Below are 22,476 nucleotides of genomic sequence, written 5' to 3'. Positions count from 1 at the left end.
GCCGCCGGATTCAACCGCGATAAGGCGCCCCCGCCTTGGCCATCAGCGCGTTGTACTTCTTGAAGATGTCCACCACCTTGGCGCAGCGCGGGCTGGTCTTGGCGATCTCGTCCCAGAACTTCAGCGCCTCGGCCTCCACCGTGGCCCACTCCTCGGCCGGGATGGAGGTCAGCTGCAGCTTGCCGCCCTCCACGCGCAGCTGCGCCTCGCCGCCCCAGTACCAGTGCTGACGGTAGTAGTTGGAGCTGTCCATGCACAGCTTGAACAGGGTCTTGAGGTGTTCGGGCACCTCGGCCCACTTGTCCGAGTTGGCGAAGTAGGAACCGATCCAGGCGCCGGAGATGTTGTTGGTGAGGAAGTACTTGGTCACGTTGGCCCAGCCGACGGTGTAGTCCTCGGTGATGCCGGACCAGGCGATGCCGTCCAGCTCACCGGTCTGCACCGCCACCTCGACGTCCTCCCAGGGCAGGGTCACCGGGATCACGCCGAAGCGGGCGAGGAACTTGCCGGCGGTGGGGAAGGTAAAGATGCGCTTGCCCTTGAGGTCGTCGAGCTTGGTGATCGGCTGCACCGTGGCGAAGTGGCAGGGGTCCCAGGCGCCGGCACCGAGCCAGGTGACGCCCTTGACCTCGCCGTAGGCCTCGGCCCAGATGTCGTTGAGGCCGTACTGCTCGAACAGCACCGGCACGTCGAGGCTGTAGCGGGTGGCGAAGGGGAAGTAGCCGCCGAACACCGAGACGTCCACCGGCGCGGCGATGGAGTCGTCGTCGCTCTGCACCGCGTCGATGGTGCCGCGCTGCATGGCGCGGAACAGCTCGCCGGTGGGCACCAACTGGTCGGCGAAGTACAGCTGGATCTCCATCTGGCCGTTGGCGGCCTTGTTGAAGGCGTCGATCGACGGCTTGATCACGTGCTCGGCCAGCGCCGGGCCGGCGTAGGTCTGCAGGCGCCAGGTGATCTTCTTCGGCTCCTGCGCGTAGATGTGCGCCGAACCCAGGGCGGCGGTGCCGACCGCGGCGGTTTTCAGGAAATCGCGTCTCGTACTCATGCTGTTCTCTCCAATAGTGTCGATGCAGATGCAATACAACCGCTCATTGCCGCCGCAGCCGCAGCGGCCTTGCCAGTGACCGGCAGGCGCCGGCTCGACTGCTGGCGCGCCAGGCGCGCCGATTTCCGAAGCTCAGCCGCCGTAGTGCAGCTGCGGCAACCACAGCGCCAGCTGCGGGAAAACCATCACCAGGATCAGGGTCAGGACCATCACCAGCACGAAGGGGGTGACCGAAACGTAGATGTCGCGCAGGCTCACCTCGGGCGGGGCCATGGCGCGCATGAGGAACAGGTTGTAGCCGAACGGCGGAGTCATGTAGGCGATCTGGCAGGTGATGGTGTAGAGCACGCCGTACCACACCAGGTCGAAGCCCAGCGCGCCGACCAGCGGGATGTAGAGCGGCGCGACTATGACCAGCATGGCGGTGTCGTCGAGGAACATGCCCATGATGATGAACGACAGCTGCATCATGATGAGGATCTGCCAGGGCCCCAGGTGCAGGCTGTCGACGAAGAAGGTCTCGATCGCCCGCACCGCACCGAGGCCGTCGAACACCGCGCCGAAACACAGCGCAGCGAGGATGATCCACATGAACATGCAGCTGATGGCCAGGGTCTTGCGCAGCGTCTCCTCCAGCACCTGGCGGTTCAGCCGGCGCTTGACCAGCGCCATCAGCATGGCCGCGGCGGCGCCCACCGCGGAGCTTTCCACCAGGCTGGTGTAGCCCAGCAGGAACAGCCCGGTCATGGCGAAGAAGATGAACAGTGGCGCCAGCCCGGCGCGCAGCAGCAACAGCTTTTCCCGGCGGCTGACCTGCAGCCGCTCGGCCTCGGCCAAGGGCGGGCCGAGCTGTGGCTGCAGACGGCAGCGCACGACGATATAGAGCACGAACAGGCACGCCATCAGCAAGCCGGGAATGGCCCCGGCCAGCCACAGCTGGCCGACCGGCTGACGGGCGATCATGCCGTAGAGCACCAGCACCACGCTGGGCGGAATGAGGATGCCCAGCGAGCTGCCGGCCTGGATCACCCCGGTGACCATGATCTTGTCGTAGCCGCGGCGCAGCAGCTCGGGCAGGGCGATGCTGGCGCCGATGGCCATGCCGGCCACGCTCAGCCCGTTCATCGCCGAGATCACCACCATCAGGCCGATGGTGCCGATGGCCAGCCCGCCCGGCAGCGGCCCCATCCACACGTGGAACATCTTGTACAGGTCTTCGGCCAGGCCGGACTCGGAGAGCATGTAGCCCATGAACACGAACATCGGCAGGGTCAGCAGCGGGTACCACTTCATCAGTTTCATCGCCGCGCTGAAGGCCATCTCCGAGCCGCCGTCGCCCCACAGCAGCAGCGCGGCGGCGGCGGCGACGAACCCGATGGCGCCGAACACGCGCTTGCCGGTGAGCAGCAGCAGCATCATCGAGGAGAACATCAGCAGCGCGATCAGCTCGTAGCTCATCACAGCGTCTCCCCGCGGGCCGCGTAGAGGTCCTTGAAGAAGGTGGCGATGGCCTGCAGCAGCATCAGAGCGATGCCGAAGCACATGACGATCTTGATCGGCGCCATATAGGGCGACCAGGCCGAGTAGCTGGTTTCCTGGTATTCCAGGGCGTATTCGGTGGAGGAGATGCCGCCGATCAGCAGCAGCACCAGGTAGAAGATCAGCATGAACACGGTGATCGCATCGACCACGGCGCGGGTGCGCGGCGACCAGTGGCTGTAGGCCAGGTCCATACGCACGTGGGCGTCGAGCTGCATCGAGTAGGCGCCGCCGAGCAGGAAGTAGGCGACCATGAGGAACTGGGCGCTTTCCAGGGTCCAGATCGAGGGGGTGAAGAAGGTCTTGCTGATCGAGGAATACAGCAGCACCGCCAGCATGGCGAAGATCAGGTACATGGCGAAACGCCCGACCCTCCGGTTGAATGCGTCCACGACCCGGACGAAAGCTCGAATGCCCTTGCGCATGCAGTTTCCTGCTTTTTTGTTCGTTATCTCGTCAGCCTAGACGAAGATTCGCCAAAGCCAACCGCCCCGCCTGGCCATAGCAGGAAACGCGCCAGCCACCCTGGCCGCGCCCTTCCCCGAACAAAATCAACGGCTTGAAAACTACCGGGCTAGAGCCGCAGCGCGCCAGGAAGGCGGCGAGCACCGAGGCGGTGCGCGCCGGTTCCTATTCCGGGGGCATCTGGCCATGATCGGCACACAGCCGCCGGTTATCAGAAGCCCACCGCCAGCATCCACAGCGGCAAGCTGATCGCCGCCAGCAGGGTCGACAGCGAAATCGCCGCGCTGACGCTGCGGCTGTCCTCGGCGTTGCGGGCAAAGGCCATCACGTTGACCCCGCTGGGGCAGGCGGCGAGCAGCACCAGCACCGTGCGCGCCGTGTCGTTCAGCCCCGGCAGCTGGCCGCTGAGCCACCAGACCAGCGCCGGGAACAGCGCCAGCTTGGCCAGCGCCACGCCCCAGGCCTCGCCGGTGGGGCGCAAGCGGTAGCGCGACAGGCTGGCGCCGAGCACGATCAGCGCGCAGGGCAAGGCAGCCTGGCCCAGCCAGGTCACCGCCCGCCACAGGCTCTCCGGCACCACCAGCCCGGACAGGTTGAGCAAGGCGCCGAGCGCCAGGCCGATGATCATCGGGTTGGCCAGGTTGTTCAGCAGCGCGCGGCCGTCGACCCGCTCCTGGCTGCCGAAGGCGGCGTAGAAGCTGTGCAGGGAAAACAGCGTAAGGCTGTGGAACACCAGGATGGCGAAGACGTAGAGCAGACCGTCGTTGCCCATCAGGCTGGCGATCAGCGGGATGCCCACCAGCACGTTGTTGGAGAAGGCCGCTACCAGCCCCAGCGGCGACGCCGTGCCGCGACGCCAGTGAGCCAGTGCGTTGACCGCGGCGAACACCAGCAGCACCGGCAGGTAGTAGGCCAGCAGCAGCATCGGCGACAGGCCCTCGGCCAGCGACGCCTTGGCGATGCCGGCGAACAGCAGCGTCGGCATGAACAGCTTGAAGGTGATATTGGCCAGCCCGGCCGCCGACTCGCTGGTGAGCCACTGGCGCCAGCCCAACAGATAGCCGAGAACGATCAGGGCGAAGATCGGCAGAATCGCCTGTACCGCGAGCATGGGTGCACCTGCCTCCAGAAAATCGCGTCAACCGGAAGCGGCCCGCGCAAGGGGCGCCAAGCATACGCGCGGCAGGCCGAGGATGCGACCCGGCGAGCGCGCGCCGAACACCCCAGCAAAACCGCCTGGCAAGGCCTTGGACACGAGCTGAAAGCCCCATTGCAGAGACTTTGCAGCCTGCATCAACAGGGTCGATGGTCACTATCAGGCCAGTCAAGTTCTTATCTGCGCGCATGTCCCGAACAATTGACCCCGAAGTCACTTATCACTCCCTACGGAGACATCGACATGAAAAGCCAACTGACCCTCGCCGCCCTGGCCCTTAGCCTGCTGACCACCAGCGTTTTCGCCGCGCCGAGCAGCGCGCCCTTCCCTCTGGTGGGCGAAGCCAAGGACAGCCAAGTGCAACAGCAACCCGTCGCGCCGCTGGCCGAGAACGGTGCCGAGCGCACGCCGGGCGCCCAACGTATCCAACTGGCCGAAGACGGCTCCGACCGCACCCCCGGCAGCCAGCGCATCCAGCTGGTGGAAGGCGGCTACGAGCGCACCCCCGGCGCCCAGCGCATCCAACTGGCCGAGGACGGCTCCGACCGCACCCCCGGCAGCCAGCGCATCCAGCTGGTAGAAGGCGGCTACGAGCGCACTCCGGGCGCCCAACGCGTGCAGTTGGCCGAAGGCGGCGCCGATCGTCTGATCGAGCAACGCGGGCGCACGGCCTGAGCCCTATCGCCCCCCCCCAAGCCCGGCGCATGCCGGGCTTTTTTTATGCCCTTTCGCGCGAACCACGCGCGTAAATGGCGAGTCACGCCCTTCCTGCAGCGGGCAAACGGTAGATCCAGATGCGCCGTAGCACGGTTCCGAACTGAGCCCACAGGCTGCCGCAGTTGTAATGCTGGCCATAGCGCGCGGCGATCTGGCGCACCTCGCGCGCCAGTTCGGCATAGCGCCGCGCCGGCAGGTCGGGGAACAGGTGGTGCTCGATCTGGTGGCTGAGGTTGCCGGTGAGAATATGCAGCAGCGGCCCGCCGCTCAGGTTGCTCGAGCCGCGCAGCTGGCGCAGGTACCAGTGGCCGCGCGTCTCGCCCTGCAGCACCGCCGGCGCAAACACCGCCGCCTGCTCGGTGAAGTGGCCGCAGAAGATCACCAGGAAGGTCCACAGGTTGCGCAGCAGGTTGGCCAGCAAATTGCCCGCCAGCACGGCCAGGGCGTTGGCGCCGAGCAGCAAGGCCAGCAGCGGAAACGCCAGGTAGTCCTTGCCCCACTGGCGCGCCAGCTTGGCGCCGAAGCGGCGCGCCAGCGGGCGCACCTCGTCCTGGCCGATACGGCCCTTGAGCAGCTGGTCCAGGCGCAGATGCTGGATGGCCACGGCGTACTGGAACAGCAGCGCCTGGATCGTCACCCACAGCGGCTGCCAGCGGTAGAAGGGCTTCCAGCGCTGCTCGGGAAACAGCCGCACCACGCCGTAGCCGACGTCGTCGTCCATGCCCAGCACATTGGTGTAGCTGTGGTGGACGTGATTATGGGTGTGCCGCCAGAAATCGGCCGGGCCGACTATGTCCCACTCGTACCGGCGACCGGCGAATTCCGGGTCGTTCATCCAGTCGTACTGGCCGTGCATGACGTTGTGGCCCAGCTCCATGTTCTCGAGGATCTTGCCCAGGCCCAGCAGCAGGCTGCCGAGCAGCCAGGTCGGCGGGAACCAGCCGAACATCAGCAGCGCGCGCCCGCTCCAGCAGCACAGGCGCACCGCGCCGCGCACTCGGCGGATATAGCGCGCATCCGCCTCGCCCAGATCGTCCAGGGTACGCCGGCGCAGGGCGTCCAGTTCGGCGCCGAAGGCCTGCAGCTCGGCCGGACTCAGTTCGCGGTCGGGGCGGTTGTTCACAGGTCGATCTCCACATCCCCATGCGGGGCGCTGATGCATAGACGAATGGGTTGCCCCGGCTCGGCGAACAGCGCGCCGCTGCGCAGGTCGCGCACCGCGCCGCTGAGCAGGGTGCAGGTGCAACTGGCGCAGATGCCCTGGCGGCAGCCGTGGGCCGGCCGCAGGCCGTTGGCCTCGGCCTGCTCCAGCAGGCTCTGGCCAGTGTTGCCGGCGGCCTGCTGGCGGCTGCGGGCAAAACCCAGGCGCACCGTGCCGGTGCCGTCGAGCGGCGCCGGCGGACTGAAGCTTTCCCATTGCAGGCTGGCGCCGCGCCCCGCCGCCTGCCACCCGGCCTGCGCCTGCTCGACGAAGCCACGCGGGCCGCACACCAGCAGATGCTCGCCGGGCAACTCGGCCAGGCGCTCGGCGCTCAGCCGACCGGCGAACTCGCCCGGCCGCGCCGGCTCGCCGCTAAGCGCCCAGCGCAGCTGCAGATTCGGGTGGCGTGCGGCCAGCGCCTGCAACTCGTCGACGAAGGCGCGCTGGGCGCGGCGGCGCACCTGGTGCAGCAGCGTCACCGGGGCGGCGTAGCCGCGCGCCAGCGCCTCGCGCAGCAGCCCGAGCAGCGGCGTGATGCCGCTGCCGGCGGCCAGCAGCAGCACCGGCCGGCCATCCGCCGGCCAGCGCAGATCGCCAAAGGCCGCGCCCAGCTCCACCACCTGGCCGACCTCGACGCGCTCCAGCAACAGGCTGGACAGGCGTCCGCCCGGCTGACGCTTGATCGCCAGCTCGACACGCCCGTCCGCCGCCACCGCTGTCAGGCTGTAGCTGCGCCCATGGCGCACGCCGTCCTGCGCCAGGTACAGCTGCACATGCTGGCCGGCGCGCCAGCCGCGGGCGTTGCCGTTGCAGCGCAGGCGCAGGGCGAGCATGTCATCGGCGACCCACTGGCGCGCCTCGACCCGGGCGCACACCCGGTTCAGGCGCAGCGCCGGGTGCAGCAGGCGCAGCCAGCAGTCGACGTCCGCCTCGCGCAGCCAGCCGCCGGCGCACAGCGCGCGCAGCGGCTGCAGCGGGCGGGCCAGGCGGCGCGCCAGGGACAGGGGAATCAGGGCCATCGATGCAGTTCCAGTGAACAGTTGTGCACAAGGCTGCCAGACGCCGCCCAGTTCAGTCAACACTTGTACACTTAAACGCCCGCACCATCCTGGTTCGACGCTCGCCGCGCGCATTTGCTAGAGTGCGGCATCGCTCACCGACCCAGACCCCGCATGACGCCACGCGCCGAACAGAAGCAGCAGACCCGCCAGGCCCTGATGGACGCCGCCCTGAGCCTGATGGAGAGCGGGCGTGGTTTCGGCAGCCTGAGCCTGCGCGAAGTCACCCGGGTCGCCGGCATAGTGCCCACCGGTTTCTACCGCCACTTCGCCGACATGGATGAGCTCGGCCTGGCCCTGGTGGCGGAGGTCGGTGAAACCTTCCGCGCCGCCATTCGCCGCGTACGCCGCCACGAGTTCGAGGTACGCGGGATGATCGACGCCTCGGTGCGCATCTTCCTCGCCGAGGTGGCGGCCAACCGCGCCCAGTTCCTGTTCCTCGCCCGCGAGCAGTACGGCGGCTCGCAGCCGGTGCGCCAGGCCATCGCCGCGCTGCGCGAGCGCATCACCGGCGACCTGGCCGCCGACCTCAAGCTGATGAACCGCATGCCGCACCTCGACGACGCGGCGCGCGAGGTGGTCTCCGACCTGGTGGTGAAAACCGTGTTCGCCACCCTGCCGGAACTCATCGACCCGCCGGCGGACAACCTGCCGGCGCACCTCAGCGCCGAAGCCAAGATCATCCAGCAACTGCGCTTCGTGATGATCGGCGGCAAGCACTGGCAGGGCCTGGGCAAGCCCGCCGGCTGAGCGCACCACCATGGTGCACGCCCAGCCCGGCATGCACCAAATAAAACCTGACTGCCTCGCCAAGTTATCCACAACCCACAGCCGTGCGGCCCAGCAGGCCGTTGAAAAACGTAGGCGAGGCAGCCAGTGCAAGGCAAAAACAGGCGAAAAAGCGGAGTTTACGAGTAGTAAATGAGCATTTTGAGCCTGTTTTTAACGCCGCAATGGCAACGCAGGTAGTTTTTCAACAGCCTGCTAGCGGCGCCTGGCAAGCCCCTTGCACTATTTCCGGGCATCCCCTTTCCGGAATCGATGCATATGCTGGTGATCCACCGCCGAATCGCGCCGCAGCAGGCCCCCGACGCCGAACTGCAGCTGAGCTTCGAGGCGCGCAGCAAGAGCCGCCTGCGCTGCTTCACCACCGCGGGCGAGGAGGTCGGCCTGTTTCTCGAACGCGGCCAGCCGGCGCTGGCCGACGGCGACTGCCTGCAGGCCGAGGACGGCCGCGTGGTGCGCGTGCGGGCCAGGCCCGAGCCGCTGCTGCACGTGACCTGCGCCAGCCCCTTCGAGCTGATGCGCGCCGCCTACCACCTGGGCAACCGCCACGTCGCCCTGCAACTGGGCGACGGCTGGCTGCGCCTGCCCGACGACTACGTGCTCAAGGCCATGCTCGAACAGCTCGGCGCAACGGTCGAAGCCGTGGAGGCGCCCTACCAGCCGGAACAGGGCGCCTATGGCGGCGGCCACCATCATTCGCACCAGGGCGACGCCGAGTTCAACTACGGCCCGCGCCTGCACCAGTTCGGGGTGCGCAAGTGACCCCGAACGCGCCATTTCGCCTGGGGTGCGCCATGAACCCGGCCTGGGCCCTGCTGCGCCTGGCCAGCCCGCAGCTGCCGATCGGCGGCTACAGCTACTCCCAGGGCCTGGAATGGGCGGTGGACAGTGGCCTGATCACGGATGCCGATGGCGCCGAACGCTGGCTGGCCGATCAGCTCGCGCTCAACCTCGCCCGCTTCGAGGCGCCGCTGCTGCTGGCCCACTGCCAAGCCGCGCAGGACGGCGACTGGGTGCAGCTGCAGGCACTGGCCGAGCGGCACCGCGCCAGCCGCGAAACCCGCGAACTGGCCTTGGAGAGCCGGCAGATGGGCTACTCGCTGCGGCAACTGCTCGACGGCCTGCCGGAGCTGGACGACGCGGCGCGCGCCTTTCTCACCGGGCAGCGCGAGCCGGGCCTGGCCCTGGCCTGGGCGCTGGCCGCGCGTGCCTGGCGCATCGCCCCCAACGAGGCCCTGGCCGCCTGGCTCTGGGGCTGGCTGGAGAACCAGCTGGCGGTGCTGATGAAGACCCTGCCGCTGGGCCAGCAGGCCGCCCAGCGCCTGACCAGTAGCCTGCTGCCGCAGCTCGAGGCGGCGCAGCGCCAGGCCGAAACCCTAACCCCCGAACACTGGGGCAGTGCCGCCTTCGGCCTGGCCCTGGCGAGCATGGCGCACGAGCGCCAGTACTCGCGTCTCTTCCGCTCCTGACGAGGAACAACAGATGAACAGCCAACCCCTGCGCGTCGGCATCGGCGGCCCGGTCGGTTCCGGCAAGACCGCCCTGACCCTGGCCCTGTGCCGTGCCCTGCGCGAGCGCTACAACATCGCCGTGGTCACCAACGACATCTACACCCAGGAAGACGCCCAGTTCCTGGTGCGTAACGAGGCCCTGGAGCCCGAACGCATCATCGGCGTGGAAACCGGCGGCTGCCCGCACACGGCGATCCGCGAGGACGCCTCGATCAACCTGGAGGCGGTGGAGCAGCTCAACCGGCGTTTCCCCGGCCTCGACCTGATCATCGTCGAATCCGGCGGCGACAACCTCTCGGCCACCTTCAGCCCCGAGCTGTCCGACCTGACCCTGTACGTGATCGACGTCTCCGCCGGCGACAAGCTGCCGCGCAAGGGCGGCCCGGGCATCTGCAAGTCCGACCTCTTGGTGATCAACAAGGTCGACCTGGCGCCGCTGGTCGGCGCTTCGCTGGAGGTGATGCAGCGCGACACCCTGAAGATGCGCGGCGACAAGCCCTTCGTCTTCAGCAACCAGAAAATCGGCCAGGGCCTCGACGAGATCATCGCCTTTATCGAACGCCAGGGCATGCTCACGGCGGCCTGATTCCACCTCAAGGAGATCCACATGAATCTGCGCAAAACCCTCTATGCCCTCGCCCTGTTCTGCACCCCGGGCCTGGCCTTCGCCCACGCCGGCCACGACCACTCCGGCGTGCTGGCCGGCCTGGCGCACCCGCTGCTGGGCCTCGATCACCTCCTGGCGATGCTCGCCGTCGGCCTGTGGGCCGCGCAGCAGAGCGGTGCGGCGCGCTGGGCGCTGCCGGCCACCTTCGTCGCCAGCATGCTGTTCGGCGGCCTGCTCGGTTTTGCCGGCGTGGCCATCCCGCTGATGGAAACCGGCATCGCCGGCTCGGTGCTGGCCTTCGGCCTGCTGGTGGCGGTGGCCGTGCGCCTGCCGATGGCCCTGTCCATCGCCCTCACCGCCCTGTTCGCCCTGACCCACGGCGTCGCCCACGGCCTGGAGCTGCCGGCGCTGGCCAGCCCGTTCGGCTATGCCGCCGGCTTCGTCGTCGCCACCGCCGCCCTGCACGGCTGCGGCTACGCCCTGGTGCGCGTGCTGCCGCAGGCCGCCGCGCCGCTGGTACGCCTGACCGGCGCCGCCTCGGCACTGGCCGGGATGTGGCTGCTGGCAAGCTGAGTACAGCTCGCCCGGAACAGCTCCCGGATTGCATCCGGGCTAGCGAGCCCCCTCTGCCCGCGGGGAGAGGGGACGGCGCTCCCGGCTTCGCCCTCCTGCACTTGCCAACACCCCCGCCGCTGGGGCACAAAGCCCTGAACCGGTTTCGAGACCCCAGCCCATGTTGCGCTTCGCCCGCTTCCTGCTCGCCCCCCTGCTGCTGCTCGCCGTGGCCCTGCTGGTGCTGGCGCTGACCAGCCGCCCGGCCGCCGTGCCCGAGGTGCTCGCCGACCTCGGCCAGCGCCCGCTGGTGATCGCCCACCGCGGCGGCAAGGGACTGTGGCCGGAGAACACCCTGTTCGCCTTCGAGCGCGCCGTGGCCCTGGGCGTCGACATGCTGGAGATGGACTTGCACCTGAGCCAGGACGCCGAACTGGTGGTGATCCACGACGACACCCTGGAGCGCACCACCAATGGCCAGGGCCCGGTCGCCCACTACAGCCTGGCCGAGCTGCAGGCCCTGGACGCCGGCTACCACTGGAGCGCCGACGGCGGCCAGAGCCATCCCTACCGCGGCCAGGGCACGCGCATCGCCAGTTTCGCAGAGGTGCTGGAACGCTTCCCGCTGGTGCCCAAGGTGGTCGAGATCAAGGTCGCGGACGTCGGCATGGAAGCCCTGCTGTGCGAGACCCTGGCCAGCTACGACCAGCTCGACCGGGTGATAGTCGGCAGCTTCCACGAACGCAGCCTCAAGCGCTTTCGCGAGGTCTGCCCGGAGGTGGCCACCTCCGCCGGACCGGTCTCGGTGCGCCTGCTGCTGGCGCTCAACTGGCTGGGCCTGAGCGACCTGCTGTCGCCGTCCTACCAGGCCCTGCAGATTCCCCAGCGGCACAGCGGCCTGACCCTGGCCACCCCGCGCCTGCTGCGCAACGCCCAGAGCCGTGGCCTGCACGTGCAGCTGTGGACCATCAACGAACAGCCGGCCATGCGTCGCCTGCTGGAGATGGGCGTCGGCGGCCTGATCACCGACTACCCGGATCGCGCCCTGCAGCTGCTGGGCCGCTCCACCCAGCTCGGCGCCCTGCCCGACTGAGGCGCACCCTCCCAAGCGACGCCGCCCATAGGGCGCAGCCGGCCTGGCGACTTATTCGCCAGGCCATGCCACCCCGCGGCCCTGGCAGGCTGGCGACAGCCGCCCGCAGCTTATTCACAGAAACCTCCACAGTTTCCCGGGATAACTGCGCCGACGCACTCGAGCGCTGTGGAAAGGACTGGACAAAACCCGCGTTACCCGGGCGCTTGCGAGCAACCGGCAGCGCCGCTCAAAAACCGTACAACGCCCTGCAAGCCGCGCTATCCGTGGTCTGCAAACAAGCGCACAGAGCTTATCCACAGATCGCCCCACAGAACCCGGGGACAACTGCGCGACCACCCCGCTATATTCCCCAATCACTGTCAAGTGGTTGTGCACAAAGGAAAAACCCTCCTGCTCAAAATTCCACCGAAAGCCTGCAGAGGGCGCAGAATCGGCGCGCCGGGCCACCACCCTCAGCTTACCCACAGAAATGCCCACAGCAGCCGTGGAAAACTTTTTTGCGATGGCCTGGCACGCCATCTGCTAAACACCAGCAAGCCTCCCTTCGCAAGGATTCGTCATGTTCAGCTTCTTTCTCGCCGCCATGCTCCTCGGCTTCGCGTTCAACGCCGCGCCCGGCGCGGTGTTCAGCGAAACCCTGCGGCGCGGCCTGCGCGACGGCTACCGCCCGGCCCTGCTGGTGCAGATCGGCTCGCTGGTGGGCGACGCCACCTGGGCCGCGCTCGGCCTCACCGGCCTGGCCCTGCTGCTCGGCAGCGCCGAGGTGCGCTACCCGCTGACCCTGGCCAGCGCCCTGTACCTGGCCTGGCTCGGCTACCAGTCGCTGCGCGACGCGCACCAGCCGCCGCAACCCGGCGGCGACGGCCAGGGCCGCGACGGCAGCGCCTTCGCCGCCGGCGCCGCGCTGTCGCTGACCAATCCGCAGAACCTGGTGGACTGGTTCCGCCGCGCCGCCTCGCGGCTCTGGCACCGCCTCACCTACCTGGCCTGCGGCCTGGCCCTGCTCGGGCTGTCCGGCATGACCCTGGCCGAGCTGTTGTAAGGCTGGCTTCGTTGGGCTTCGTCGCGGGCTCCTCAGCCCAACCTACGGCCTCCCCTGCCGTGGGCTGGCGCTGAACGCAGCGAAGCCCAACGGCAAGAGCGCGGCTATCGCCCCCATCCAGACAATCAACCGGAGGCGCCGGCGAACGCGTCTAGACTCCAGCCTATCCACCCCTGGAGCACACGGGAGAAACGCCATGCCCCTGCACAGCCTGTTACGCAACCTCCTCGCCGCCTATGCCTGCGGCGCCAGCGGCAGCACCGGCGGGGGCCGTCTCGACTGAGCACCGCCGTCGGAGACGGCCGGCACGGCCCGGGCACTGGGCAAGACCCGACGCTGGCGCGATGATAGGCGCCGCTCATTCCCTCCCCTCAAGGATTGCCCCATGGCCGGAACCAGCCTGCTCGCCCTGCTCGACGATATCGCCGCGGTACTCGACGACGTCGCGGTAATGACCAAGGTCGCCGCGAAGAAGACCGCCGGCGTGCTCGGCGACGACCTCGCCCTGAATGCCCAGCAGGTCACGGGCGTGCGCGCCGAGCGCGAGCTGCCGGTGGTCTGGGCGGTGGCCAAGGGCTCGTTCAAGAACAAGCTGATCCTGGTGCCGGCGGCCCTGCTGATCAGCGCCTTCGCGCCCTGGGCAGTGGTGCCGCTGCTGATGTTCGGCGGCCTGTTCCTCTGCTACGAGGGCTGCGAGAAGCTGGCGCACAAGCTGCTGCACAAGCCGCAGGCGCAGGCCCAGCAGCAGGAACTGCTGGAGGCGGTGGCCGACCCGCAGGTCGACCTGGTCGCCTTCGAGCGCGACAAGATCCGTGGCGCGGTGCGCACCGACTTCATCCTCTCCGCCGAGATCATCGCCATAACCCTCGGCACCGTCGCCGCCGCCAGCTTCGCCAAGCAGGTGGCGGTGCTCAGCGGCATCGCCGTGCTGATGACCGTCGGCGTCTACGGCCTGGTCGCCGCCATCGTCAAACTGGACGACGCCGGCCTCTACCTCAGCCAGCGCGCCAGCCACGCCGCCCAGGCGCTGGGACGCGGCATCCTGCGCCTGGCGCCCTGGCTGATGAAGAGCCTGTCGGTCCTGGGCACCGCCGCCATGTTCATGGTCGGCGGCGGCATCCTGGTCCACGGCCTGCCGCCGGTGGAGGCCTGGGTGCAGCAGATGGCGCAGGGCGCCGCCGCGCTGGGCGCGGCCGGCCCGCTGCTCGCCGCGCTGACCCCGACCCTGCTCAATGCGCTGCTCGGCATCCTCGCCGGCCTCCTCGCCCTGCCGCTGGCGAGCCTTGGCGTGCGTCTGTGGCAAGCCGTACGGCCGACCAAAACGGCCTGACCGATCATTTGCCGAGCAGGCGCCGGCAGCCCTTGCCCGGCGCCGTCTGGCATGACTTCCCCCAAGCTTATCCACAGCTTGCTCCACGCTTTCCGGGGATAACCGCGAGCCGCCTGGCGGAGCCCGCCCGCGCCTCCCGGCACTGCTTGCAAGTCTTCGGATTCGTTGAAGTTTTACCTCGAGCGAGGCCGCCGAGGGCGGCCCTGGCGAAAAGCTGAACAGCCCCGCGCAGGGCCGATGGCGCCTGGCGCGGCGGCTTTGCTGCAGAACTTGTGTACAGACTTACCCACAGATTCCGTGCACAACTCGCCGCGCCCCGCCGGCTGCCGGCCGTTGAAAAACGTAAGCGAGGCAGCCAGCGCAAGGCAAAAACAGGCGAAAAAGCGGAGTTTACGAGTAGTAAATGAGCATTTTGAGCCTGTTTTTAACGCCGCGCTGGCAACGCAGGTAGTTTTTCAGCGCCGGCTAGCCGGCCTGCTGCATGATCACCGTCTGCGCCGGCATCGGCGCCGGGAAACCGCCCTCGCCGAGGGCGTCCTTGATGGTCTTGTTGGTGTCGAAATACACCTGCCAGTAATGGTCGTTGTGGCAGTAAGGGCGCACCGCCAGCACCGGCCCGACCAGATTGAACTCGAGGATTTCCACGTCCACCGCCGGCTCGGCGAGCACGTTGGCGATCGCGCCGACCCGCTCCTTGAGCAAGGCGGCGGCGGCCTTCCAGTCGGCGGCACCGGACAACTGCGCCTTGAGCTCGACGCGGCGGAAGGGGTTGTGGGTGAAGTTCTGGATGTTGTCGGAGAAGATCTTGTTGTTGCCCACCAGGGTCAGCACGTTGTCCGGGGTGTTGATCGCGGTGACGAACAGGCCGATCTCGGTGACCGTACCGACCACCCCGCCGGCGCTGATGAAGTCGCCGACCTTGAACGGCCGCAGGACGATGATAAAGCCGCCGGCGGCGAGGTTGGCCAGCAGCCCCGACCAGGCCATGCCAATGGCCAGGCCGACCGCAGCGATCAGCGCCGCCAGGCTGGTGGTCTGCACGCCGAAGTAACCGAGGATGCCGATCACCAGGATGATGTTGAGGGTCACCGAGATGAAGTTGCCGACGTAGCGCAGCACGGTCGGGTCGACCTTCTGCTGGCTCAGGGCCTTCTGCACCAGGCCGACGGCGACGCCGATCAGCCAGCGGCCGATGACCCAGAAGGCGATGGCGGAGAGGATCTTGATGGCGAAGGCCGCGCCGTATTGCACGACCAGGTCATAGAGGGCGGTGAGTTTTTCCGTGCCGGCGCTAACCAGTTGCGAGGTTTCGTCCATGGCGGTGCTCCAAGATGAGGGGTAACCCCCTCAACGCTAGCAGCGCCCCGGCCGGCCGCCAGGCAGCCGACCAACGGCGCGCCGGCGCCGTGGCAGAGCCGCCCGCGTCGTTCTCAGGCGTCCAGCGGCAGTACCGTCACCTGCACCTCCGGATCGTGGCTGCCGCCGCCGAGTATCACCCCGCGCAGCGGCGAGACGTCGGCGAAATCGCGACCCCAGGCCAGGGTGATGTGCTCCAGCGCCGGACGCAGGTTGTTGGTCGGGTCGAAATCCACCCAGCCCTGGCGCGGGCAGTACAGCGACACCCAGGCGTGCGAGGCGTCGGCGCCGATCAGTCGCGGCTGGCCGGGCGGCGGCTGGGTCAGCAGGTAGCCGCTGACGTAGCGCGCCGCCAGGCCGCGCGAGCGCAGGCAGGCGAGCATCAGGTGGGCGAAGTCCTGGCACACGCCGCGGCGCTCCTCCAGCACCTGCAGCAGCGGGGTGGCCACCTGGGTGGCACCGGCATCGAAGCTGAACTCGCGGAAGATCTTCTCCATCAGCGCCTGCCCGGCCTGCAGCAGCGGCCGGCCGGCGACGAAGCAGTCGGCAGCGTAGTCGACGAAGGCCTGCTTGAGGCGCACGTAGGGCGACTCGAAACGGTAGCGCGCCGCCTCCAGCAGTGCCGGCGCCAACGCCTGGCCGCTGTAACTGAGCGCCGCGCAGGCGGCCTCCCAGGCGGGCGAGTCGTGCAGCTCCAGCGGCGCGCGCGCCAGCACCTCGACGCGCAGCCGCGCGCCGACGCTGAGTGCCTGATGCGGGCGCTCGAACACCAGGCGGGTCAGCGGATTACCGAACACATCGAGGCCGTCGCGGCGCTGGCAGGGCTGCGGCGCGATGCGCAACTCGCGCTCGTGGCAGCGCTGCCAGGGGCAGTCGCGCGGCCACAGGTGCGCCAGCTGCTGGGCCAGCGAGACCGGCGCCGAGTAGCGGTAATGGGTGTCGTGGAGAATCTGGTACAGCGCGCTGCTCATGAGGATTGCGTCCGCTGGCTGGCGTCGACATGGACGAAGAAGCGCAGGCCGAGCTGATCGGACACCGTGCCGGCGGCCTGGCTGATGGCGGTGAGCAGATCGGCCAGGCCGTCGAGCACGGCGCGAATGCTGCCGGGACCGAACAAGGGGTTCTCCAGGCTGGCCAGGTCGAAGCCGGCCAGCTGCGCCTCCAGTTCCTGCAGCGGCAGCTGCGCCGGCAGTTCGAAGCGCTCGTCGAGGCGCTGCAGCGAACGCAGCAGCGTGCGCAACTGGAAGATCACCGCATGCGGGTTCTGTTCGTCCAACAGCAGCAGGTCGAGCACCGGGATCAGCTGCGCCGATGCCAGGTAGCGGGTGCGGTAGGTGATGCTGCTGTTGCCCAGCTCCAGCAGCCATTCCAGCGCCGACTGGTCGGTGGCGGCGCCGCTGCGCAGGAAGCCGGCGAAGGCGTCACAGAGAAACTGCAGGCGCTCGATGCAGCGGCCGAGCATGAGAAAGCGCCAGCCGTCGTCGCGGGTCATGTCGTCGAGGGCGAAGCCGGACAGCGCCGCCAGCGACATCAGCAGGCGGTTGAGGAAATCCAGCAGCTCGCCGAAATCGGCCGGCTGGCCTTCCAGCGCCTGCGCCTCGCGCTGCAGCTCCACCAGCGCCTGCCAGTTGGCCTGGGACAGCTTGCCGCGCACGCTGCCGGCGGCCCACTGCAGGCGCTGCAGGTTGGCGCGCAGGCTGGCCGCCCAGTCGGCGCCGAGCAGCGCCTGCAGCAGGCGCGCCTCCAGTTCGCCGGTCTGTGCCTCGGCCAGCAGGCCCAGCTGCTGCGCCAGGGCCAGGGCGCTGTGCAGCGCCTGCGGGTCGTCGTCATCGTCGACGTAGCGCGCCAGCAGGATGCGCAGCAGGCGCGCGCTGCCCTCGCAACGCTCGCCGTAGCGGCCGAACCAGAACAGGTTCTCCACCACCCGCGAGGGCAGGAAGGGGTCGCTGCGCACCAGGTCGGCGCTGCCCAGCGGGCGCAGCCACTGCCAGGGCTCGCCGCCGCTGTGCCGCGCGCCGAGCACCCAGGTGTCCTTGCTCGCGCCGCCGCGCTGCATCGACACCACCTCGGCGTCGGCGTCGGCGGCCACCCGGGTCAGGCCGCCGGGCATCACCCGGTAGCCGTCGGCGCTGGCCACGGCGAACACGCGCATGCCGATGGCGCGCGGCTGCAGGCCGCGGCCGTCCCACACCGGCGCCTGCGACAGCTGGGCGCGCGCCTGGGCGACGTAGGCGTAGGGGCGCGCCTTGAGCCGTTCGGCCAGGGCGGCGCGCTGCGCGGCGTCCAGATCGCGGCCGAACAGCGGGGCGAAGCTCTGCGAGGGGAAGGCCGGGCGCACCTGCAGCTGCTCGAGTTGTTCCAGCGCCTCGTCCAGCACCGGCGGCTCGCCGCACCACCAGCTGGCGATGGACGGCAACAGCAGTTCCTCGCCCAGCAGCTGCTCGCTGATGGCGGGCAGAAAGCCCGGCAGGCCGGGCGACTCCAGCACGCCGCTGCCCAGGGCATTGGCCACCAGCACCCGGCCGCGGCGCACCGCCTCGAGCAGGCCGGGCACGCCGAGGGCCGAGTCGGTGCGCAGCTCCAGCGGGTCGCAATAGTCGTCGTCGAGGCGGCGCAGCACCGCATGCACCCGGCGCAGGCCGGCCAGGGTCTTGAGGTAGAGGGTGGCGTCGCGCACGGTCAGGTCGCTGCCCTCGACCAGCGGGTAGCCGAGCTGGCGCGCCAGGTACAGGTGCTCGAAATAGCTCTCGTTGAAGCGCCCGGGGGTCAGCAGCACCACCAGCGGCGTCTCGCCGCCGCTCGGCGCCTGGCGCGCCAGGCTGTCCTGCAGGGTGCGGAAGAAGCCGGCCAGGTACTGTACGCGCAGATCGCGGTACAGCTCGGGGAAGGCGCGCGAGACGATCTGCCGGTTCTCCAGCGCGTAGCCGGCGCCAGACGGCGCCTGGGTGCGGTCGGCGGTGACCCACCAGCGTCCGTCCGGCGCACGCGCCAGGTCCACCGCGTAGAGGTGCAGCCAGGTGCCGCCGGGCACCTGCAGGCCCTGGCAGGGCCAGAGGAAGTTGTTGTGGCCGAACACCAGCTCGGCCGGCAGCAGGCCATCGGCGATCAGCTTCTGCGGGCCGTAGATATCGGCCAGCACGCGGTTGAGCAGCGTCGCGCGCTGGGCCACGCCGGCGGCGATCTGCTGCCACTCCTCGGCCGGGATCAGGTTGGGCAGCAGGTCCAGCTCCCAGGGCCGGTCGGCGCCGTCGGGGTCGGCGTAGACGTTGTAGGTCACGCCGTTTTCCTGGATCTGCCGCGCCAGCATGGCCTCGCGTTGCGCCAGCTGCTCCGGGCGGCTGCGTGAGAGCTGCTCGTACAGCCGGCGCCAGTGCGGGCGCACCTTGCCCTGGGCGTCGAGCAGTTCGTGGTAGGCGCCGGCAGGCGGCGGGTAGTCGGCTAGCAGGTCGGGCATGGCAGGCTCGGCAGTGGCAGGGCGGTGCAGCGTGACGCAGGTTGATGATGCCCCTTCCTAGGAGGCGCTTCAGCGGCGGCGATTCGCGGCTAAACCCCCTCCCACGAATGGAGTCGACGTCAGACGCGGCGCAGATCCAGGGTCATCGGCAGTTCATTATTGTCGATCGGTTGCATGACAGGGCGCTTGCCCGGGCTGTGGCCGAGGCGGAAGAAGCGCGCCAGGCGCCGGCTCTCGGCCTCGTAGGCGTTGACCGGCAGGCTGTCGTAGTTGCGCCCGCCGGGATGGGCCACATGGTACTGGCAACCGCCCAGCGAGCGCTGCATCCAGGTGTCGATCAGGTCGAACACCAGCGGCGCGTGCACGCCGATGGTCGGCTGCAGGCAGCTGGCCGGCTGCCAGGCGCGAAAGCGCACGCCGCCGACGAACTCGCCGACCCTGCCGGTGGGCCGCAGCGGCACCGGTACGCCGTTGCAGGTCAGCACGTAGCGATCCGGCGCCATGCCGCCGAGCTTGACCTGCATGCGCTCCAGCGACGAGTCGACGTAGCGCACGGTGCCGCCGCTGGCGCCCTCCTCGCCCAGCACGTGCCAGGGCTCCAGCGCCTGGCGCAGCTCCAACTCGATGCCCTTGACGGCGAAGTCGCCGGCCTTGGGGAAACGGAACTCGAAATGCGGGGCGAACCACTCGCCGCGCAGGCGATAGCCGAAGGCGCCCAGCTCCTGCAGCACGTCGGCAAAGTCCTGCTCGACGAAGTGCGGCAGGAGGAAACGGTCGTGCAGCTCGGTGCCCCAGCGCACCAGCCTGGCCGGGCGGTAGGGTTCCTGCCAGAAGCGGGCGATCAGCGCGCGCAGCAGCAGTTGCTGGGCCAGGCTCATCTGCGCGTGCGGCGGCATCTCGAAGGCGCGCAGTTCGAGCAGGCCGAGGCGGCCGCTGGACGCATCCGGCGAGTACAGCTTGTCGATGCAGAACTCGGCGCGGTGAGTATTGCCGGTGACGTCCACCAGCAGGTTGCGCAGCAGCCGGTCGACCAGCCAGGGTGGGCAGTCGCGGCCCGGCTCGGGCATCTGCGCGAAGGCGATCTCCAGCTCGTACAGCGCGTCGTTGCGCGCCTCGTCCACCCGCGGCGCCTGCGAGGTGGGGCCGATAAACAGGCCGGAAAACAGGTAGGACAGCGACGGGTGGTTGTGCCAGTAGCCAATCAGGCTGCGCAGCAGATCGGGGCGGCGCAGGAAGGGCGAGTCCGCCGGCGTCGCGCCGCCGAGGACGAAGTGGTTGCCGCCGCCGGTACCGGTGTGGCGGCCGTCGAGCATGAATTTCTCGCTACTCAGGCGCGACTGCCGCGCCGCCTCGTAGAGAAACTCGCAACGCTCGACCAGCTCGCTCCAGCTGGCCGCGGGGTGGATATTGACCTCGATCACCCCGGGGTCGGGGGTGACGCGGAAATACTGCAGGCGCGGGTCCTGCGGCGGCTCGTAGCCCTCCAGCAGCACCGGGCAGTTGAGTTCGGCGGCCACCGCCTCGATCGCCGCGACCAGCTCCAGGTACTCTTCGAGATGGCTGAGCGGCGGCATAAACAGATACAGCCGCCCCTCGCGCGGCTCGGCGCACAGCGCGGTGCGCACGATACCGGACGCCGACTGGCCGACCGCCGGGCGCGGCGCCTGGCCGTTGCCGCCGGCGCCGCGCCAGACGCCGCGCAGCTGGCGCTGGATCTGCGCCGGGTTCGGCAGCGGGGCGAAGCGCTGGCCCGGATCGGCCGGGTTGATATAGGGGTAGTCGGCCTGGCTGACCCAGGGCAGCGAGTCCAGCGGCAGGCGGTAGCCTAAGGCCGAGTCGCCCGGCAGCAGGCGGCAGTGCTCGTCGCGCAGGAACCAGCGGCCGCTCTGCCAGCCGGCGCCGTCCACCCGCCGCGCCAGCGGCAGCACCTGGCCGACCACGGCATCGAGGCCCTGGTCGAACACCTTGCGCAGGCGCTCGCGCTCCAGCGCATCGCTCAGCCGCGAATCGTCCGGGGTGACGTTGTCCGGCAGCTTGCGCTCGCGCCACAGGTAATAGAACCAGTCCTCGTAGGCCGGGAAGACGCACTCGCCGTCCACATCCAGGCGCGCCGCCAGGGCCGCGAGAAAGTGCGCGGCGGTGTCGGCGTCGGCGCCGTAGCCGCGCGTTTCGTCGGCCAGCAGCCTGGGTTCGTGCCAGATCGGCTCGCCGTCCTGGCGCCAGAAACAATTCAGCGACCAGCGCGGTAGCTGCTCGCCCGGGTACCACTTGCCCTGGCCGAAGTGCACCAGGGCCTTGGGCGCATAGTGCGCGCGCAGGCGGTGGAACAGCGCGGCGGCCAGGCGCCGCTTGTTCGGCCCCAGCGCGGCGGTGTTCCACTCCTCGTCGTCGGGGTAGTCGAGGGCGACGAAGGTCGGCTCGCCGCCCATGGTCAGGCGCACGTCGTGGCGCTGCAGATCCTCGTCGATCTGCCGGCCAAGGGCATCGATCGCCTGCCACTGCGCCGCGCTGTAGGGCTTGCTGACCCGCGGCGCCTCCCAGATGCGCTCCACCTGCATCTGGTGCTCGAACTCGCATTCGCACTCGTCCAGCGCGCCGGAAATCGGCGCCGCCGAGGACGGCTCGGGGCTGCAGGCCAGCGGGATATGGCCCTCGCCGGCGAACAGCCCGCTGGTGGGATCGAGGCCGATCCAGCCGGCGCCGGGCAGGTACACCTCGCACCAGGCGTGCAGGTCGGTGAAGTCCTGGTCGGTGCCGGAGGGGCCGTCGAGGGCTTTGACGTCGGCGGTCAGCTGGATCAGGTAGCCGGAGACGAAGCGCGCCGCCAGGCCCAGGTGGCGCAGCAGCTGCACCAGCAGCCAGGCCGAGTCGCGGCAGGAGCCGGAGGCCTTCTCCAGGCTCTGCTCGGGCGTCTGCACGCCCGGCTCCAGACGGATCAGGTAGCGGATATCGCCGGACAGCCGCTGATTCAGCGCCACCAGAAAATCCACGCTGGCCGTGGGCGCGCGGTCGATGCCGGCCAGGTACTCGGCGAACTTCGGCGTGGCCGCCAGCTTGACCAGGTAGGGCGCCAGCTCGCGCTGCTCGCCCTCGGTGTAGGCGAAGGGAATGCGCTCGGCATAAGGCTCGAGAAAGAAGTCGAAGGGGTTGAACACCGCCATCTCGGCGACCAGATCCACCTCCACCCTGAGCTCGCGGGTCTTCTCGGGGAACACCAGGCGCGCCAGGTAGTTGCCCTGCGGGTCCTGCTGCCAGTTGACGAAGTGCTCGCCCGGCTCGACCTTCAGCCCGTAGGAAAGGATGCGCGTGCGGCTGTGCGGCGCCGGGCGCAGGCGCACCAGCTGCGGGCCGAGGTTCACCGCACGGTCGTAGCGGTAGTGGGTGACATGGTGCAGCGCGACATGGATCGACACGGCGGCCTCCTGCAAGCCTGGACGACCTGCCAAGCCGCGCAAGACTTATGCCAGGGCCCGGGGCGCCTGTTTCGCGGGCTCGCCAGCGCACCCGGCCCTCAATCGGAGCAAGGCCTGCACCAAGGCCGAATCGACGCACAAGATT

Annotated in this window: 19 protein-coding genes; 9 read left to right on the top strand and 10 right to left on the bottom strand. The window is 69.2% G+C overall.

What is annotated here, in order from left to right:
• Window positions 1–10: 10 nt before the first annotated feature.
• From ACIGFL_RS01695 to ACIGFL_RS01680, 4 genes are all read right to left on the bottom strand, one after another.
• The gene (locus tag ACIGFL_RS01695; RefSeq protein ID WP_021441904.1) at window positions 11–1,048 is read right to left on the bottom strand and encodes a TRAP transporter substrate-binding protein; all 1,038 of its coding nucleotides are present in this window, start codon (window positions 1,046–1,048) and stop codon (window positions 11–13) included.
• A 132-nt stretch (window positions 1,049–1,180) separates the two neighbouring features.
• On the bottom strand, window positions 1,181–2,506 hold the full coding sequence (locus ACIGFL_RS01690; protein WP_021441905.1) for a TRAP transporter large permease subunit: 1,326 nt from the start codon (window positions 2,504–2,506) through the stop codon (window positions 1,181–1,183).
• The gene (locus tag ACIGFL_RS01685) at window positions 2,506–3,012 is read right to left on the bottom strand and encodes a TRAP transporter small permease subunit (protein ID WP_031302555.1); all 507 of its coding nucleotides are present in this window, start codon (window positions 3,010–3,012) and stop codon (window positions 2,506–2,508) included. Before ACIGFL_RS01685 ends, ACIGFL_RS01690 begins: the two co-directional genes overlap by 1 nt.
• 251 nt (window positions 3,013–3,263) lie before the next feature.
• Entirely contained in the window at window positions 3,264–4,163 is a 900-nt protein-coding gene (locus tag ACIGFL_RS01680; protein ID WP_122109127.1) for an AEC family transporter, read from the bottom strand.
• Between the two features lie 288 nt (window positions 4,164–4,451).
• Here ACIGFL_RS01680 and ACIGFL_RS01675 point away from each other — a divergent pair, with 288 nt between their 5' ends.
• Complete coding sequence (locus ACIGFL_RS01675) at window positions 4,452–4,883, top strand: hypothetical protein (protein WP_397495919.1); 432 nt, start codon at window positions 4,452–4,454, stop codon at window positions 4,881–4,883.
• An 82-nt stretch (window positions 4,884–4,965) separates the two neighbouring features.
• On the opposite strand, the gene ACIGFL_RS01670 is transcribed toward ACIGFL_RS01675, so the two are convergent.
• Together ACIGFL_RS01670 and ACIGFL_RS01665 are read right to left on the bottom strand one after the other, a co-directional pair.
• Window positions 4,966–6,087 (bottom strand): fatty acid desaturase family protein, encoded by a 1,122-nt coding sequence (locus ACIGFL_RS01670; RefSeq protein WP_397495918.1) that lies wholly within the window; start codon window positions 6,085–6,087, stop codon window positions 4,966–4,968.
• Entirely contained in the window at window positions 6,045–7,145 is a 1,101-nt protein-coding gene (locus tag ACIGFL_RS01665) for a ferredoxin reductase (RefSeq protein WP_397495917.1), read from the bottom strand. Before ACIGFL_RS01665 ends, ACIGFL_RS01670 begins: the two co-directional genes overlap by 43 nt.
• A 153-nt stretch (window positions 7,146–7,298) precedes the next feature.
• On the opposite strand from ACIGFL_RS01665, the gene ACIGFL_RS01660 reads away from it, so the two are divergent.
• From ACIGFL_RS01660 to ACIGFL_RS01625, 8 genes are all read left to right on the top strand, one after another.
• Window positions 7,299–7,934 carry a TetR family transcriptional regulator gene (locus ACIGFL_RS01660; RefSeq protein ID WP_021445183.1) on the top strand — a complete coding sequence of 212 codons (636 nt, stop codon included), beginning with the start codon at window positions 7,299–7,301 and terminating at the stop codon, window positions 7,932–7,934.
• Window positions 7,935–8,231: 297 nt separating this feature from the next.
• On the top strand, window positions 8,232–8,732 hold the full coding sequence (ureE, locus tag ACIGFL_RS01655; protein WP_397495916.1) for an urease accessory protein UreE: 501 nt from the start codon (window positions 8,232–8,234) through the stop codon (window positions 8,730–8,732).
• Between the two features lie 32 nt (window positions 8,733–8,764).
• Entirely contained in the window at window positions 8,765–9,439 is a 675-nt protein-coding gene (locus ACIGFL_RS01650) for an urease accessory protein UreF (RefSeq protein ID WP_397495915.1), read from the top strand.
• A gap of 13 nt (window positions 9,440–9,452) precedes the next feature.
• On the top strand, window positions 9,453–10,067 hold the full coding sequence (gene ureG, locus ACIGFL_RS01645) for an urease accessory protein UreG (RefSeq protein WP_021445446.1): 615 nt from the start codon (window positions 9,453–9,455) through the stop codon (window positions 10,065–10,067).
• Between the two features lie 21 nt (window positions 10,068–10,088).
• Window positions 10,089–10,661: a HupE/UreJ family protein gene (locus tag ACIGFL_RS01640; RefSeq protein ID WP_397495914.1), complete on the top strand. Its 573-nt coding sequence runs from the start codon at window positions 10,089–10,091 to the stop codon at window positions 10,659–10,661.
• Window positions 10,662–10,821: 160 nt separating this feature from the next.
• Complete coding sequence (locus ACIGFL_RS01635) at window positions 10,822–11,733, top strand: glycerophosphodiester phosphodiesterase (protein WP_397495913.1); 912 nt, start codon at window positions 10,822–10,824, stop codon at window positions 11,731–11,733.
• Between the two features lie 562 nt (window positions 11,734–12,295).
• Window positions 12,296–12,778 (top strand): LysE family transporter, encoded by a 483-nt coding sequence (locus ACIGFL_RS01630; protein WP_397495912.1) that lies wholly within the window; start codon window positions 12,296–12,298, stop codon window positions 12,776–12,778.
• Window positions 12,779–13,163: 385 nt separating this feature from the next.
• Window positions 13,164–14,108, top strand: a complete 945-nt coding sequence (locus ACIGFL_RS01625; RefSeq protein ID WP_397495911.1) for a DUF808 domain-containing protein — start codon at window positions 13,164–13,166, stop codon at window positions 14,106–14,108.
• 465 nt (window positions 14,109–14,573) lie between these two features.
• Here ACIGFL_RS01625 and ACIGFL_RS01620 read toward each other — a convergent pair whose 3' ends face one another.
• From ACIGFL_RS01620 to ACIGFL_RS01605, 4 genes are all read right to left on the bottom strand, one after another.
• Window positions 14,574–15,425 carry a mechanosensitive ion channel family protein gene (locus tag ACIGFL_RS01620; RefSeq protein WP_021445282.1) on the bottom strand — a complete coding sequence of 284 codons (852 nt, stop codon included), beginning with the start codon at window positions 15,423–15,425 and terminating at the stop codon, window positions 14,574–14,576.
• 113 nt (window positions 15,426–15,538) lie between these two features.
• The gene (locus ACIGFL_RS01615; protein ID WP_397495910.1) at window positions 15,539–16,435 is read right to left on the bottom strand and encodes a transglutaminase N-terminal domain-containing protein; all 897 of its coding nucleotides are present in this window, start codon (window positions 16,433–16,435) and stop codon (window positions 15,539–15,541) included.
• Window positions 16,432–18,918, bottom strand: a complete 2,487-nt coding sequence (locus ACIGFL_RS01610) for a circularly permuted type 2 ATP-grasp protein (RefSeq protein WP_397495909.1) — start codon at window positions 18,916–18,918, stop codon at window positions 16,432–16,434. The genes ACIGFL_RS01615 and ACIGFL_RS01610 overlap by 4 nt, the downstream gene beginning before the upstream one ends.
• Before the next feature lie 119 nt (window positions 18,919–19,037).
• Window positions 19,038–22,331, bottom strand: coding sequence for a DUF2126 domain-containing protein (locus ACIGFL_RS01605; RefSeq protein ID WP_397495908.1), 3,294 nt, complete (start codon window positions 22,329–22,331; stop codon window positions 19,038–19,040).
• Between the last annotated feature and the right edge of the window lie 145 nt (window positions 22,332–22,476).

Origin of the sequence: Pseudomonas sp. NPDC077649 (assembly GCF_044542855.1) — a bacterium.
GTDB lineage: Bacteria > Pseudomonadota > Gammaproteobacteria > Pseudomonadales > Pseudomonadaceae > Aquipseudomonas.
Note: the sequence above shows the minus strand (reverse complement) of the source record. Positions and strands in the feature narration are given on the sequence as shown.

What these genes read in the sequence shown, in the direction of transcription:
- ACIGFL_RS01640 (WP_397495914.1), top strand. Translation starts at nt 10,089, where the DNA reads ATGAATCTGCGCAAAACCCTCTATGCCCTCGCCCTGTTCTGCACCCCG.
- ACIGFL_RS01660 (WP_021445183.1), top strand. Translation starts at nt 7,299, where the DNA reads ATGACGCCACGCGCCGAACAGAAGCAGCAGACCCGCCAGGCCCTGATG.
- ureE (WP_397495916.1), top strand. Translation starts at nt 8,232, where the DNA reads ATGCTGGTGATCCACCGCCGAATCGCGCCGCAGCAGGCCCCCGACGCC.
- ACIGFL_RS01670 (WP_397495918.1), bottom strand. Translation starts at nt 6,087, where the DNA reads ATGCATCAGCGCCCCGCATGGGGATGTGGAGATCGACCTGTGAACAAC.
- ACIGFL_RS01665 (WP_397495917.1), bottom strand. Translation starts at nt 7,145, where the DNA reads ATGGCCCTGATTCCCCTGTCCCTGGCGCGCCGCCTGGCCCGCCCGCTG.
- ACIGFL_RS01620 (WP_021445282.1), bottom strand. Translation starts at nt 15,425, where the DNA reads ATGGACGAAACCTCGCAACTGGTTAGCGCCGGCACGGAAAAACTCACC.
- ACIGFL_RS01650 (WP_397495915.1), top strand. Translation starts at nt 8,765, where the DNA reads ATGAACCCGGCCTGGGCCCTGCTGCGCCTGGCCAGCCCGCAGCTGCCG.
- ACIGFL_RS01695 (WP_021441904.1), bottom strand. Translation starts at nt 1,048, where the DNA reads ATGAGTACGAGACGCGATTTCCTGAAAACCGCCGCGGTCGGCACCGCC.
- ACIGFL_RS01675 (WP_397495919.1), top strand. Translation starts at nt 4,452, where the DNA reads ATGAAAAGCCAACTGACCCTCGCCGCCCTGGCCCTTAGCCTGCTGACC.
- ACIGFL_RS01635 (WP_397495913.1), top strand. Translation starts at nt 10,822, where the DNA reads ATGTTGCGCTTCGCCCGCTTCCTGCTCGCCCCCCTGCTGCTGCTCGCC.
- ureG (WP_021445446.1), top strand. Translation starts at nt 9,453, where the DNA reads ATGAACAGCCAACCCCTGCGCGTCGGCATCGGCGGCCCGGTCGGTTCC.
- ACIGFL_RS01630 (WP_397495912.1), top strand. Translation starts at nt 12,296, where the DNA reads ATGTTCAGCTTCTTTCTCGCCGCCATGCTCCTCGGCTTCGCGTTCAAC.
- ACIGFL_RS01615 (WP_397495910.1), bottom strand. Translation starts at nt 16,435, where the DNA reads ATGAGCAGCGCGCTGTACCAGATTCTCCACGACACCCATTACCGCTAC.
- ACIGFL_RS01690 (WP_021441905.1), bottom strand. Translation starts at nt 2,506, where the DNA reads ATGAGCTACGAGCTGATCGCGCTGCTGATGTTCTCCTCGATGATGCTG.
- ACIGFL_RS01625 (WP_397495911.1), top strand. Translation starts at nt 13,164, where the DNA reads ATGGCCGGAACCAGCCTGCTCGCCCTGCTCGACGATATCGCCGCGGTA.
- ACIGFL_RS01685 (WP_031302555.1), bottom strand. Translation starts at nt 3,012, where the DNA reads ATGCGCAAGGGCATTCGAGCTTTCGTCCGGGTCGTGGACGCATTCAAC.
- ACIGFL_RS01680 (WP_122109127.1), bottom strand. Translation starts at nt 4,163, where the DNA reads ATGCTCGCGGTACAGGCGATTCTGCCGATCTTCGCCCTGATCGTTCTC.
- ACIGFL_RS01610 (WP_397495909.1), bottom strand. Translation starts at nt 18,918, where the DNA reads ATGCCCGACCTGCTAGCCGACTACCCGCCGCCTGCCGGCGCCTACCAC.